Origin of the sequence: Vogesella aquatica (assembly GCF_028548455.1) — a bacterium.
Lineage (GTDB): Bacteria > Pseudomonadota > Gammaproteobacteria > Burkholderiales > Chromobacteriaceae > Vogesella > Vogesella aquatica.
Genome location: NZ_JAQQLF010000010.1, coordinates 135221 through 148635, shown reverse-complemented (window position 1 = coordinate 148635; position 13415 = coordinate 135221). Strand labels below are relative to the sequence as shown.

General features: G+C 66.6%; 12 protein-coding genes. 8 read left to right on the top strand and 4 right to left on the bottom strand.

What is annotated here, in order from left to right; genetic code table 11:
• The gene (locus tag PQU95_RS09870; RefSeq protein ID WP_272751831.1) at positions 1–918 is read right to left on the bottom strand and encodes a LysR family transcriptional regulator; all 918 of its coding nucleotides are present in this window, start codon (positions 916–918) and stop codon (positions 1–3) included.
• 100 nt (positions 919–1018) lie between these two features.
• Here PQU95_RS09870 and PQU95_RS09865 point away from each other — a divergent pair, with 100 nt between their 5' ends.
• Together PQU95_RS09865 and PQU95_RS09860 are read left to right on the top strand one after the other, a co-directional pair.
• Positions 1019–2224: an MFS transporter gene (locus tag PQU95_RS09865; RefSeq protein WP_272751830.1), complete on the top strand. Its 1206-nt coding sequence runs from the start codon at positions 1019–1021 to the stop codon at positions 2222–2224.
• Between the two features lie 646 nt (positions 2225–2870).
• Positions 2871–4061, top strand: a complete 1191-nt coding sequence (locus tag PQU95_RS09860) for an alpha/beta hydrolase (protein WP_272751829.1) — start codon at positions 2871–2873, stop codon at positions 4059–4061.
• On the opposite strand, the gene PQU95_RS09855 is transcribed toward PQU95_RS09860, so the two are convergent.
• A complete protein-coding gene (locus PQU95_RS09855; protein ID WP_272751828.1) occupies positions 4025–4918 on the bottom strand; it encodes a LysR family transcriptional regulator in 894 nt (297 codons plus the stop codon). The genes PQU95_RS09860 and PQU95_RS09855 overlap by 37 nt on opposite strands.
• Before the next feature lie 94 nt (positions 4919–5012).
• Here PQU95_RS09855 and PQU95_RS09850 point away from each other — a divergent pair, with 94 nt between their 5' ends.
• From PQU95_RS09850 to PQU95_RS09825, 6 genes are all read left to right on the top strand, one after another.
• On the top strand, positions 5013–6044 hold the full coding sequence (locus tag PQU95_RS09850) for an agmatine deiminase family protein (RefSeq protein WP_272751827.1): 1032 nt from the start codon (positions 5013–5015) through the stop codon (positions 6042–6044).
• A gap of 34 nt (positions 6045–6078) precedes the next feature.
• Entirely contained in the window at positions 6079–7008 is a 930-nt protein-coding gene (gene aguB, locus PQU95_RS09845; RefSeq protein ID WP_272751826.1) for an N-carbamoylputrescine amidase, read from the top strand.
• The gene (locus PQU95_RS09840; protein WP_272751825.1) at positions 7005–8099 is read left to right on the top strand and encodes an extracellular solute-binding protein; all 1095 of its coding nucleotides are present in this window, start codon (positions 7005–7007) and stop codon (positions 8097–8099) included. The genes aguB and PQU95_RS09840 overlap by 4 nt, the downstream gene beginning before the upstream one ends.
• A gap of 17 nt (positions 8100–8116) precedes the next feature.
• Entirely contained in the window at positions 8117–8434 is a 318-nt protein-coding gene (locus tag PQU95_RS09835) for an agmatine deiminase family protein (protein WP_272751824.1), read from the top strand.
• 90 nt (positions 8435–8524) lie between these two features.
• Entirely contained in the window at positions 8525–9610 is a 1086-nt protein-coding gene (locus tag PQU95_RS09830; protein WP_272751823.1) for an agmatine deiminase family protein, read from the top strand.
• 58 nt (positions 9611–9668) lie between these two features.
• On the top strand, positions 9669–10004 hold the full coding sequence (locus tag PQU95_RS09825; RefSeq protein ID WP_272751822.1) for a hypothetical protein: 336 nt from the start codon (positions 9669–9671) through the stop codon (positions 10002–10004).
• 3 nt (positions 10005–10007) lie between these two features.
• Here the strand turns inward: PQU95_RS09825 and kdpE are convergent, their stop codons facing one another.
• On the bottom strand, positions 10008–10700 hold the full coding sequence (gene kdpE, locus PQU95_RS09820; RefSeq protein ID WP_272751821.1) for a two-component system response regulator KdpE: 693 nt from the start codon (positions 10698–10700) through the stop codon (positions 10008–10010).
• Positions 10697–13342 carry a DUF4118 domain-containing protein gene (locus PQU95_RS09815; RefSeq protein WP_272751820.1) on the bottom strand — a complete coding sequence of 882 codons (2646 nt, stop codon included), beginning with the start codon at positions 13340–13342 and terminating at the stop codon, positions 10697–10699. The genes kdpE and PQU95_RS09815 overlap by 4 nt, the downstream gene beginning before the upstream one ends.
• Positions 13343–13415 lie beyond the last annotated feature (73 nt).

Below are 13415 nucleotides of genomic sequence, written 5' to 3'. Positions count from 1 at the left end.
TCAAGGCGCGCTTGCCCGCATTCCATCCAGGCCAAGTGGCTGCAAGTGCTCGGCCAGAAATGCAACGAAGTGTGACACCCGCGCAGCCAGAAACCCCTGCCGGTAATACACCGCCCAGATTGGCTGCTGCCAGTCCAGTGTCTGTGCCGGCAACACCTCCACCAGCCGCCCCGCCCGGCGGTCGTCGGCTGTCAGAAAATCCGACAAGCAGGCGATGCCGCTACCGTTCAGCGCCAGGTGGCGCAGGGTTTCACCATTAGACGTGCTGATGGCTGCCTGCACCGGGTAACCGTCACCGCCGGCATGGCGCAACGGCCAGATGTTCAACGACGCAGGCTGGGTAAAGCCCAGCAAGCTGTGTGTGGCCAACGCGTCTACCGTGTCGGGTTGGCCGCAACGCTGCAGGTAAGCGGGCGCCGCCAGCAAGCGCAAACGGCTTTGGCACAGCAGCCGCGCGCTAAGGGTGGAATCCTGCAGCGCCCCCACCCGTATCGCGACGTCGGCGCGTTCTTCGATCAGGTCGACGATGGACTCGCCACTCACCAGTTCAAGACGGATGCGCGGGTAGCGGGCCTGAAAAGCCGGCAGCAGCGGTGCCAGCAAATGGTTGAACACCGGGGTCGCGGCATTGACGCGCAGCAGCCCGGACGGGTGCTCGGCGGCAGACTGCAGCGTCAGCGCGGTTTCCTGTAGCCGGGTCAGGACGTCACGCGCATTCGCCAGCAGCCACTGCCCTTCCGCCGTCAGGTCCAGCCGGCGCGTGGTGCGGGTAATCAAGCGTACCCCCAGCTGCTTCTCGAGTTTGGCAATGCTGCGGCTGATGCCGGACGGGGTCAGCCCCAACCGTTCGGCAGCCGCCGTAAATGAGCCGGCCTCGACCACGGCCACGAAGACGCGCAAGGTTTCACTGGATAACATTGTTGATTTCAAGTCAAAAGATATTGCCATTTACCGCTATTTTTATCGGTACTGCAAGCACAGATAATCGCCGCATTCCCTGTCAACCAAGGAGCGGTTCATGCCACTAGCCCTTTGGGCACTCACCCTGAGCGCCTTTGCCATCGGCACCACGGAGTTCGTGATTGTCGGTCTTATCCCCACCATTGCCGCCGACCTGCAGGTGTCACTGCCGTCTGCCGGGCTACTGGTCAGCCTGTACGCCATGGGCGTGGCCATCGGTGCGCCCCTGCTGACCGCGCTCAGCAGCCGCATGCCGCGCAAGGCGCTGCTGCTGAGCCTGATGGCGCTGTTCACCGTGGGCAATCTGGTAGCGTGGCAAGCCCCCGGCTACCAGGCGCTGATCATGGCGCGCATCCTCACCGGGCTGGCGCACGGCGTGTTTTTCTCCATCGGTTCTACCATCGCCACCGGCCTGGTAGCGCGCGAGAAAGCAGCCAGCGCCATTGCCATGATGTTCTCCGGCTTGACGGTTGCCCTGGTCAGCGGCGTGCCGCTGGGCACCTGGATCGGCCAGCTGTTCGGCTGGCAGACTACCTTTCTGGCAGTATCGCTGCTGGGCATCGTGGCTTTTGTCGGCAGCCTGCTGCTGGTACCGCACAACCTTCCGCGTCCGGCCCCCGCCACGCTGGCCAGCCAGCTGGCAGTGCTTGCCAAACCGCGGCTGCTGCTGGTCTACGCCATGACCGCGCTGGGTTACGGCGGCTCCTTCACCGCCTTTACCTACCTGGCGCCGATGCTGCAACAGGTCAGCGGCTTTCCTGCCAAGGCAGTCAGCCTGGTGATGCTGGCTTATGGGCTGAGCGTGGCTGTAGGCAATGTATGGGGCGGCCGTCTGGCCGACCGCTTGGGCCCGGTGCGGGCGCTGCAGATCATCTTTGCCGGCCTGGCCGCCGTGTTGCTGTTGCTGATGCTGACCGCTGCATCGACATGGCTGGTGGTGCTGACCGTGCTGCTATGGGGTGCGGTAGCGTTTGGCAACGTGGCAGGGCTGCAGCTGTACGTGGTACAGCAGGCAGAGCGGGTAGCACCGCAGGCGGTAGACGTGGCTTCCGGCCTCAATATTGCCGCCTTCAACCTGGGCATTGCCTTCGGTGCCTGGGCCGGCGGCCACATCGTGGCCAGCCTCGGCATCATGCACACTACATGGATAGGCGCGCTGATCGTACTGGCCGCCTGGCTGCTAACGACCTGGTCCGGCGTATTGGATCGCCGCGCCGGGCATGATCCACAGGCCCGTACCACCCGGCCGGTAACGGCGCACTGAGTGACCAAGCTGCGGGCATCTGCGGCCAACCTTCACCGCTGCAGCGACGTGGCGCAGCATGGTGAAGTCAACATCCAGCGCCTTGCGCAGCGTGCCGCAGACCTGGCAATAGCGGATCACCGGCGCCCCGCCATAGCGGACGTTTGAGCCAACATGAAATGGCCGCTTTCCAACAGGAAAGCGGCCATCCACGTCCAGGCAGGGATCAATACCTGGCCGCTATAAGGCTTGACCGTAAGCAGCGTGCCCGCCGCCGGCGGACCCCATTGGAAAGACAGTATCGGCAACGCATCCAGTTGCCGGTAGTGCCGTAAACCGCGCTGCCATCCCCTGCCGATCTGTGGCGAGGCCGGCACGGTACAGTGGAGGCAGGCGGAGAGGTCGGGCAAGGACTCGCGACGGCATGCCTGGAATCTAGCCACCAACCCGCTGCGGGGACATAGGCAAAAAAAACCCGCCATGGGGTAGCGGGTGTGGCGCAAGACTGCCGAGTGATGGAGACAACACGAGGAGTATCCTCGCTTTCAGCCTAGACGCTGGCTTGCTGCATTGCAACAACCATATTGCCCGCCACCCGCCACCGCGAAACTTACGCTGGCCGTGCCTACTCCATGCTCTTTTGCCCAGCCATCTCGCACACCACCCGATGAAACGGACACCCTTTCTGCTGCTCGCCCTGCTCGCCACGGGCTGCAGCCAGACCCGCCCCCCGGACGCCTTGCCACCACTGGGCCAGGCCGACTTTGCCAGCTATCAGCAGCAAACCCGGCACTGGCTGCAGCAGCGCCGCCAGTTTGTTACCGCCGCGCCACAGGACGAGCTGGCCTACAACAGCCCGCAGCAATGGCAACCCACCGGCACGCCGCGTGGCGCCATCCTGCTGGTACACGGGCTGGGCGATTCGCCGTATTCGTTTAGCGACCTGGGGCCAGGGTTGGCCGCAGCCGGCTACCTGGTGCGCAGCGTGCTATTGCCCGGCCACGGCAGCAAACCGGCCGACCTGATGGCCGCGCAATACCAAGACTGGCAAACGCTGGTGGCACAACAAACGGCGCTGCTGCAGCGCGAAGGCTTGCCCGTGTATGTGGGCGGCTTTTCCACCGGCGCCAACCTGGTGATGCTGCAAGCCATGGCCGACCCGCGCGTGGCCGGCGTGCTGCTGTTTTCGCCGGCGTTCAAATCGGATAGCCGCATCGACTGGCTGGCACCGTGGGTTGCCCCCATCAAGCCGTGGCTGCGCCAGCCGGACGAGGGCGTGCAGCAAACCCCGGTGCGCTACCTGAATGTGCCCACCAACGGCTTTGGCCTGTTTTACCGCAGCAGCAGCGCCGTGTTGTCGGCGCTGGCGGCCAAACCGTACGACAAACCGGCCTTGATGGTGCTGGCCGAACACGACTCGGTAGTGGATGTGGGCGAGGCACGCCGCCTGTTCCAGCAGCGCTTTACCCATCCGGCCAGCCGCCTGGTGTGGTATGGCCGGCAAGCCGGCAGCACGCAGGACCCGCGCCAGCTATGGCAAAGCGACTACCTGCCGCAGCAGCGCATCAGCCAGTTTTCGCACATGGGCGTGCTGTTTGCGCCGGCCAACCCGCTGTACGGGCAAGACGGCAGCCTGCGTATGTGCCGTAACGGCCAGGAGGACGCCGGGGTGGCCGCCTGCCAGCACGGCGCCACCGTATGGTACAGCGACTGGGGCTACCGCGAGCCCGGCAAGGTGCACGCCCGCCTTACCTTCAACCCCTACTTCGACTGGCAACTGGGCGTGGCGCGCAGCGTGCTGCAAGCCGGCCAGGCCGCCGCTCAGCCCGTGGTGGCCGCTTCGTCCAGCAGCCACTGATACAGCTGCGCCACCAGCGGCGCCCGGGTGTCGCCAGCGGCGCGGGCAATCCACCACTGCTGGCCAGCCTGCGCCGGGTAGCCGGCCACCATCTGCAAACGGCCACCAGCCGACGCATCGGCCACCTGCCAACGCGATAGCCAGGCCACGCCCAGGCCGCGCTCGGCGGCATCTTGCAACAGGCGGGCATCATCCAGAATCAGGCTGCGCCGGAAGCCTGCCAGCATTGCCGGTAGCGCCTCGTGGCCGCTGCCGGCCGTCAGCGTACGCTCCAGGCACAGCAGGCTGACGTGGGCGGGGTGCTCGGCCAGCGGCAGCCCGGCCAGCCGCTGCGCCAGCGCCGGGCTGGCCACCAGCAGCTGCTCGTCCTGTAACCACGGCTGCTCCAGCAAGCCGGGCTGTTGCAGCGGCCGCGCCACGATATTGATATCCACGTCCAGCTCGTCCACATAACGCGCCGTCTCATCGGTAGACAGCAGCGGGCACACGCCCGGCAATGCCTGCTGCAATGCGGCCAACCTGGGCAGCAGCCAGCCCTGCTGCAGCGGCGCCGGGCACACCAGCACCACCAGGCCGGGGTCGAGGTAGGTACCGATGCGCGCCAGCCCGCTACGCAGCGCATCCAGCGACAGCTGCACGCTGCGCAGCAGCACCTCGCCCGCTACCGTCAGCTCCACCCCGCGCCCGACACGGCTAAACAGTGGCTGGCCCAGCTGCTCTTCCAGCTGCTGGATCTGGTGACTGATGGCGGACTGCGACAGATAAAGCTCCTCGGCAGCACGGGAAAAACTGCCCAGCCTGGCAGCGGCCTCGAAGCCACCTAGCAGGCGCAAGGACGGGATACGCGGCTTGTTCATATGAGAAAACCTGTTCAATACCTGCAATAAACATCAATTTTTCTAAAGTCATGCTAGCGCCACAATACGCCCATCACAACAGGAGGCAAAGCAGATGGGACGTTTTGATGCACGCGTACAGGGCTACCGCATGCCCGCCGAATGGGAAACCCAGCACACTACCTGGCTGGGCTGGCCGATGCTGGCCGACCGCGAAGAGCTATGGGGCGAGCACTACGCCCAGGTGGTGGCCGAGTTTGCGCTCACCGCGCGCACCATCGCCCGCTACCAGCGTTGTGTGGTGGCCGCGCACCACAGCCTGGCGGCGCAGGCGCGCGAACTGTGCGGCCCCACGGTCACCGTGCTGCCGGTAGCGGCCGAAGACAACTGGGTACGCGATTGTGGCCCCGTTTTCCTGCAAGGCAAGGGCGGGCAGTTGGCCGCAGCGGCGTTCCGCTTCAACGCCTGGGGCAACAAGTACCAGCCCTACGACGGCTGCCAGCAGCTGGCGCAGGACATCGCCCGCCACGCCGGTGCCACGCTGTTCAACAGCGACATGATTCTGGAAGGCGGCTCGTTCTACGTAGACGGCGAAGGCACGCTGCTCACCACCGAAAGCTGCCTGCTGCACCCCAACCGCAACCCGGGTCTGAGCCGCGCCGACATCGAAGAAGAGCTGGGCCGCATGCTGGGCATCCGCAAGGTGATCTGGCTGCCGGGCAACCCGATGGAGGTGGAAACCAACGGCCATGTGGACGGCATCGCCTCGTTCATCGCACCGGGCCGCGTGCTGTGCCAGGGCGCCACGCCAGACCAGGGCGACTACTACTACATCCTGCGCGAAAACCGCCGCGCGCTGGCGCTGGCCAGCGACGCACGCGGCCGCCCGTTCAGCTTTCTGGAGCTGCCGTCGCCACAGGTCACCCAACGCTACGACAGCGAACGCTATTGCGACTGCTACGCCAACTACATCCTGGCAAACGGCGCGGTAATCAGTACCGCCTTCGGCGTAGCCGAAGACGACGCCGCACGCGCCGTGTTTGCCCAGGCCTTTCCGGGCCGCGAAGTGGTGCTGCTACCGGTAACCGCCATCTCCATCGGCGGCGGCAGCCTGCACTGCTCCACCCAGCAACAGCCGGCCGTCTGAACCTGGCCACACACAACACACCAAGGAGAACACCATGAGCCGAAACCTGACTGTAGCCGCCGTCCAGATGGCCTCCGGCAGCTGGCAAGCCGAAGACAATATGGACCGCGCCGAACGGCTGATCCGCCAGGCCGCCGCCGCCGGCGCGCAGCTGGTGCTGTGCCCCGAGCTGTTCATGCAGCCCTACTTCTGCATCGACCAGCACGTGGACCACCTGCAGCTGGCGCAGCCGTTCGAAGGCCACCCCGGCATCGCCCGCTTTGCCCGCCTGGCCGGCGAGCTGGGCGTGGTCATCCCCATCGGCTTTTTCGAACGCGCCGGCAACGCCGCCTACAACAGTATTGCCGTGGCCGACAGCGATGGCCGCGTGCTGGGCGTGTACCGCAAGACGCATATTCCGGACGGGCCGGGCTACACCGAAAAGTTCTACTTCACCCCCGGCGACACCGGCTTCAAGGTGTGGGACACCCGCGTCGGCAAGATCGGCATCGGCATCTGCTGGGACCAGTGGTACCCGGAAACCGCGCGCAGCCTGGCGCTGATGGGCGCCGACGTGCTGTGCTTCCCCACCATCATCGGCAGCGAGCCGTTCAGCGCCCACTACGACTCGTCCGGCCACTGGCAGCGCACCATGCAGGGCCACGCCGCGGCCAACATGCTGCCGCTGGTGGCGGCCAACCGTATCGGCAGCGAAACCGGTATCGGCAACGGCAACGGCAACCCGCGCCAGCAGGGGCTGACCGCCACCTTCTACGGCAGCAGCTTCATCGCCGACCACACCGGCCAAAAGGTACAGGAAGCCGGCCGCAGCGAAGAAGCCATCCTGCTGCACCGCTTCGACCTGGACGCCATCCGCGCCGAGCGCCAGAGCTGGGGCTTCTTCCGCGACCGCCGCCCCGAGATGTACCGCACGCTGCTCACCAGCGACGGCGTGACGTCCTGCTACCAGGGGGCCCGCGCATGAGCCCGCGCCGCAGCCTGCTGGCTGCCGCACTGGCGCTGGCCTGCGCCAGCAGCCACGCCGCCGAAGAGAAAATCCTGTACCTGTTCAACTGGGCCGACTACTTCGCGCCCGACACCCTCAGCCAGTTTGAAAAGGAAACCGGCATCAAGGTGCGGCTGGACGTATACGACAGCGACGAAACGCTGCAAGCCAAGCTGCTCACCGGCGACAGCGGCTACGACGTGGTATGGCCCAGCAACGACTTCATGGCCAAGCAGATCCAGGCCGGCGTGTACCGCCCGCTGGACAAAAGCAAGCTGCCCAACCTGAAGCACCTGGACCCGCGGCTGATGAATATCATCGCCCAGTCCGACCCCGGCCACCGCTTCGGCGTACCGTATATGTGGGGCACCATCGGCGTGGGCTACGACAAGGTCAAAGTGGAAAAACTGCTGGGCAAGGCACCGGCCAACAGCCTGGACCTGCTGTTCAACCCCGCCACCAGCAGCAAGTTGGCCGCAGGCGGCTGCCGCATCGGCCTGCAGGACTCGGCCAGCGCCATGCTGCCGCTGGCGCTGCGCTACATCGGCCGCGACCCGGTGAACCCGGCCAAAGCCGACTTTGACGCCGCGCTGGCCATGCTGGAAAAAGTACGCAACAACATCAGCCTGTTTGTCGGCTCGCCCAACGCCAGCGAGCTGATCAGCGGCGAGCTATGCGTGTTTACCGGCTACTCCGGCGCCATCAACCTGGCCACCGAAAAAGTACGCGAACAGGGTGGCAAGCGCAGCATCGTGTACGACATCCCCAGCATAGGCAGCCTGATGTGGTTCGACGGCATGCTGATTCCCAAAACCGCGCGCCACCCCGACAACGCGCACGCCTTCATCAACTACATCCTGCGCCCGGACGTGATCGCCAAAATCAGCAACGCCACCCGCTACGCCAATGCCAACCTGGGCGCGCTCAAGCTGATGGACCGCACGCTGGTAGGCAACCCCGCCATTTACCTGAACGACGAACGCAAGAAAACGCTGTTCCTGCAAAAAGTGCAAAGCAGCGACACCACGCGGCTGGAAGGCCGCACCTGGATGAGTTTCAAACGCCGCTGATGCCGCCAGAAGCCAGGATGAAGCGACGACACTTTCTGGGCTACAGCGCCGCCAGCCTGCTGGCAGGCACACTAGGCTGCAGCACCCTGTTTGCCGGCACCCCCACCCATGCGGCCAACCCCACCGGCTGGCGCGTGCCGGACCAAGGCGAGCCGCACGCTGCCACCTTGCCGGCCTTTGCCGCCGGCTATATCAACTTTTACGTGTGCAACGGCGCCGTGATCGCGCCGCAGTTCGGTGACACCCGCGCCGACTACTACTGCCGCGACGCGCTACGCGACGCCATCGCCGGCGGCGGCGGCATCCACGGCCTTACCCAACAACAGCCGGCCTGACCCCGCTAGCGGTGTTGGTGAAAGCCGCACCGCCAGCTATGGTGTTAACAGGCTGGCGGCCAAGCTAAGTCCTAACAGGAAAGACACCCTATGTTTACACGCAGACACTTTCTCGCCTCCTCCGGCCTGGCCTTGCTGGGTAGTAGCCTGGCGCTGCCTGGCAAGGCCGCAGCCAGCAGCTGGCATATGCCGGACGAGGGCGAACGCCACAGCGCCACCTGGATGGCCTTTGGCCCCGGCGAAGAAGTCTGGGGCCCCCCTCTGCAGCGTGGCGCACAGGAAGCACTGGGCCGCATTGCCCGCGCCATCGTGGCACACGAGCCGGTCAACATGCTGGTGCGTGAAGCAGACTACGAAATGGCCAGCCGCCTGTGCGGCAACAAGGTGCAGCTGATCGTGCAGGACATCGACGACCTGTGGATGCGCGACACCGGCCCGGTATTCGTGAAGAACGCCAGCGGCCAGCTTGCCGGGGTGGACTTCAACTTCAATGGCTGGGGTAACAAGCAAGAACACCAGGCCGACGCCGAAGTCGCCGCTTTTGTGTGCGCTCACAGCGGCGTAGCCCGCCTACAGACCAAGCTGGTGCTGGAAGGCGGCGGCATAGAAGTAGACGGCCAGGGCACCGCCATCATCACCGAAAGCTGCGTACTGAACCCCAACCGCAACCCAGGCGTCAGCAAAGCCACCTGCGAGGCCGAGCTCAAACGCCTGCTGGGCCTGCAGAAAATCATCTGGCTGCCGGGCATTGCCGGGCGCGACATTACCGACGGCCACACCGACTTCTACGCCCGTTTCACCCAGCCTGGCGTCGTCATGGCCGGCCTGGATACCGACCCGGATTCCTACGACCACGCCGTGACCCGCCGCCACCTGGACATACTGAAAAACGCCACCGATGCCCGCGGGCGCAAACTGAAGGTGGTGGTACTGAACGCCCCCACCGATATCCGCCCGCGCTACCGTAACGACGAGTTTGCCGCCGGCTATATCAACTTTTACGTGTGCAACGGCGCCGTGATCGCGCCGCAGTTCGGCGATACCCGTGCCGACCGCAACTGCCAGGCCATGCTGCGCGAGCAGTTCCCCGGCCGCGACATCATCATGCTGGATATTGATGCCATCGCCGGCGGCGGCGGCGGCATCCATTGCACCACACAGCAACAGCCCGCCTGAACGCCTGCGGCCAACCTTCCCGCCTGGCGCCAGCGCCGGGCTTTTTGCGGAGCCAACGATGAGCCAGCCCGACCCGGACATGAACCACGACATGAAGGATTTCCGCCAGCCCATGGTGACCTCGCTGGGCATCATCCTCGGCTTCATGCTGAATTTTCTCGGCCAGTGGGCGATACAGGACGACGGCGAAATAGCGGTGACCACCCAGGCCGACATGGTGGTCGCCATCGGCCTGATCGGCGCCATCGCCATGATGCTGTGGGTGCTGTTCCGCCTGCTGAACAACCGCTACCCGCTACAGCAGGCCGGCCACTACTACCACGCCACCTTCCGCGTCTACATGCTGGCCATCCTGCTGGCTTTTGGCGCGGTGACGGCGGCGCTGTTTGTATAAGCGCTAACCCGCCGCCAGCCGGTAGCCGACGCCGGTTTCGGTGAGCAGAAAACGCGGCTGGGCGGGGTCTTGTTCCAGTTTCTGGCGCAGGTGGGCCATGTAGATGCGCAGGTAGTGGTTGTGCTCCACGTGCGTCGGCCCCCACACCTCTTTCAGCAACTGGCGGTGGGTCAGCACCTTGCCGCGCTGCGCGATCAGCGCCACCAGCAGCCGGTATTCCAGCTGCGTCAGGTGCAGCGGCTCGCCGCCACGGCTGACGCTGCGCAGGCCCAGGTCCACCACCACGTCGCCCAGCGTGACTTTGTCGCTTTCGCTGGCGGCGCTGCTGCCACGGCGGCGCAGCTGGGCGCGCACGCGGGCCTGCAGCTCGCCGGTGCCGAACGGTTTGGTCAGGTAGTCGTCGGCGCCGGCGTCCAGCGCGGCGATCTTGTCGCCCTCGTCCACCCGGGCCGACAGCACGATTACCGGCACGCTGCTCCAGCTGCGCAGGTCCAGCAGCAGCGCCACGCCGTCGCCGTCGGGCAGGCCCAGGTCCAGTACCACCAGGTCCGGTTTGCGGGTGCCGGCCTCGATCAGGCCGCGCGCCACGCTGTCGGCCTCGTACACGCGATGGCCGTCTTCTTCCAGCGCGGCTTTGACAAAGCGGCGGATGACCGCCTCGTCTTCGATAACCAGAATGCTGGCAACGTTGTTCACTGCAGGTTCTCCGGGTCGAAATCCAGCGCCGGCTGCGGCGCCAGCGGCAGGCTAAGGGTAAAGCAGGCACCGCCGGCCGGCAGGTTGGCCGCAGTAATGCGGCCGCCGTGCACGTCGGCAATGGTGCGGCAGATGGCCAGCCCCAGGCCCACGCCGCTGATGGCCGACTCGCGCTCGCCACGGGTAAAGGCGGTAAACAGCGCGTCGGGGTCGCCCGGCGGCAGGCCGCGGCCCTGGTCGGCCACGCTTAGCAGGATGTGCTGCGCGCTGGCGCTGGCCGCAAGCGTGATGGTGCTGCCGGCGGGGCTGTATTTGAGCGCATTTTCCAGCAGGTTGACCAGCAGCCGCTCCAGCAAAATGGGGTCGGCGTACAGCATCGGGCAGTCCAGCGGGGCGTCCACCTGCAGGCGGTGGCTGGCAGTGGCGCCGCCCAGCGCGGCGATGGCGCTGCCGAACAGCTCTTGCGGCGGCAGCCAGTCGCGGCGCAGCGTCACGCCGCCTGCCTGCAGGCGGGCCATTTCCAGCAGGTTGGTCACCAGCCGCGAGATGCGCTGGCTTTGCGTTTGCAGTATGGCGGCCTGCGCGGCGTGCGGCGACGCCTCGCGCGCCAGCTGGCGCTGCAGCGTTTCGGCCTGGCCGGTGAGCGCGGTCAGCGGCGTGCGCAGGTCGTGCGACAGCGCGGCCAGCAGCGAATGGCGCAGCCGTTCCGATTCCATCGCCACCAGCGTTTGCTGCGCCACGGCAATGTAGTGCAGCCGTTCCAGCGTTTGCGCCGCCAGCGCGGCCACCGCCTCGGCCAGGCGGCGGTTGTCGGGCTCGGCCAGCGTGGCGGGGTCGGCCACGCGCAGCACCAGCACGCCGCGGGTGCGCATCGGCGCTTTTAGCGGCAGGTACAGGCACGGCGCGTGTGGCAGCGTGTGCGTAGCCACCCCGGCCGGGGCGGCGTGGTCGTAACACCAGCGCACGATGGCGGCGTCTTCGTCCAGCGCGTCGCCAGCCTGCGGCTGCAGTGCGCCGTCTTCGTCGTCCGGCGGTAACCACAGCCGGATATTGGCGCCCAGGCTGGCGTGCAAAAATCGCTGGCTGATTTCGCCCACCTGTTCCGGCAGCAGCGCCACACCCAGCTCGCGCGCCATCTCGTACAGCGTGCGGGTGTGCGCCTCGCGCTGGCGCGCCTGCGCGGCGCTGTGGCGCTGGCTGGCCACCAGCTGGCCGGCCACCAGGCCAACGATCAGCATGACGGCAAAGGTAATCAGGTACTGCACGTCGGACACCGCAAACGAGAAATGCGGCTGCACGAAGAAAAAGTCGAACAGCGCCACCGACAGCACGGCGCTGAGCGCCGCCGGGCCGCGGCCGTAGCGCACCGCCACCCACAGCACGCCCAGCAGGTAGAACATCACCAGGTTGGTGGGCTCCAGCACGCCGTGCAGCGGGCTGGCCAGCACGGTGATGGCCACGCACAGCAGGCTGGCCGCCAGCCAGCCACGGCGGCTTAGCGGCCACTGCGGCCAACCTAGCCAGGATCGCGCGCCGATGGCCGGCGCCGGGCCGGACAGCAATAGCAGGTCGAGGTCAGCGGCGTGCTGCTGCAAGGCTTGCTGCAGGCGGCGCCCGGCCAGCGGCGCCGGCATGGCCAGCAGCGACAGATTATGGCGGCGGGCGTAGTCGGCCAGCAGGCGCGCTGGCGAGCTGCCACTTAACACCAGCGTGGTGGCGCCCTGCTCGGCCGCCTGCTGCAAGGCAGCCAGCGCGGCGGCGCGGGATGCCGCGCTGCTGCGGCCATCGTCCACCCACACCGCGTGCCAGGCCGCGCCCAGCTGCCGCGCCAGGCGCTGGCTCTGGCGTACGCTGTCGGCGCCAAAGCGGCCATCCACCAGCAGCAGCAAGCCGTGGCGGGTGGCCCATACCGGTGCGGCCTGCTGCGTGGCGCGCTGTGCTTTCATCTGGCCGTCTACCCGGTCGGCCATGCGCCGCAGCGCCAGCTCGCGCAGCGCGATGAGGTTGCCTTTGCGGAAGAAGTTGGCCGCCGCGCGCTCGGCCACCTCGGGCAGGTAGACCTTGCCTGCGGCCAACCTTTGCAGCAGGTCGTCCGGCGGCAAATCCACCAGCCGCACTTCGTCGGCCTGGTCGAACACGTGGTCGGGCACAGTCTCGGCCACTTCCACGCCGGTCACGCGGCTGACGATGTCGCGCAGGCTGTACAGGTGCTGCACGTTCATCGCGCTGTACACGTCGATGCCGCTGGCCAGCAGCTCTTCCACGTCCTGCCAACGTTTGGGGTGGCGGCTGCCGGCGGCGTTGCTGTGCGGTAGCTCGTCCACCACCACCAGCGCCGGGCGGCGCGCCAGGATGGCGTCGATATCCAGCGCCGCTACCGCCTTGCTGCGGTGGTCCAGCTGGCGGCGCGGCAGCACGGCCAGGCCGTGCAGCATGGCTTCGGTGTCGGCGCGGCCGTGGGTATCCACCCAGCCCACCAGTACGTCCAGGCCCTGGGCGCGTTTTTCCTGCGCCTCCGCCAGCATGGCGTAGGTTTTGCCCACGCCGGGCGCGGCGCCGAAAAACAGCTTCAGCCGGCCACGCGGGCGCGGCAGGCTGGCCAGCAGGGCGTCGGGGTCGGGGCGACGGTCGGGGTCGGTCATGGTTCTGGCTTATCGTGATCGGTTACTGGAAACAAGCACAAGGTTGGCCACCTGCGGCCAACCTTGTGCGTTA

Excerpts from the sequence above, each read along its gene's own strand:
- PQU95_RS09865 (WP_272751830.1), top strand. The coding sequence starts at position 1,019 with ATGCCACTAGCCCTTTGGGCACTCACCCTGAGCGCCTTTGCCATCGGC.
- PQU95_RS09815 (WP_272751820.1), bottom strand. The coding sequence starts at position 13,342 with ATGACCGACCCCGACCGTCGCCCCGACCCCGACGCCCTGCTGGCCAGC.
- PQU95_RS09860 (WP_272751829.1), top strand. The coding sequence starts at position 2,871 with ATGAAACGGACACCCTTTCTGCTGCTCGCCCTGCTCGCCACGGGCTGC.
- PQU95_RS09830 (WP_272751823.1), top strand. The coding sequence starts at position 8,525 with ATGTTTACACGCAGACACTTTCTCGCCTCCTCCGGCCTGGCCTTGCTG.
- aguB (WP_272751826.1), top strand. The coding sequence starts at position 6,079 with ATGAGCCGAAACCTGACTGTAGCCGCCGTCCAGATGGCCTCCGGCAGC.
- PQU95_RS09840 (WP_272751825.1), top strand. The coding sequence starts at position 7,005 with ATGAGCCCGCGCCGCAGCCTGCTGGCTGCCGCACTGGCGCTGGCCTGC.
- PQU95_RS09870 (WP_272751831.1), bottom strand. The coding sequence starts at position 918 with ATGTTATCCAGTGAAACCTTGCGCGTCTTCGTGGCCGTGGTCGAGGCC.
- PQU95_RS09855 (WP_272751828.1), bottom strand. The coding sequence starts at position 4,918 with ATGAACAAGCCGCGTATCCCGTCCTTGCGCCTGCTAGGTGGCTTCGAG.
- PQU95_RS09835 (WP_272751824.1), top strand. The coding sequence starts at position 8,117 with ATGAAGCGACGACACTTTCTGGGCTACAGCGCCGCCAGCCTGCTGGCA.
- PQU95_RS09825 (WP_272751822.1), top strand. The coding sequence starts at position 9,669 with ATGAGCCAGCCCGACCCGGACATGAACCACGACATGAAGGATTTCCGC.
- PQU95_RS09850 (WP_272751827.1), top strand. The coding sequence starts at position 5,013 with ATGGGACGTTTTGATGCACGCGTACAGGGCTACCGCATGCCCGCCGAA.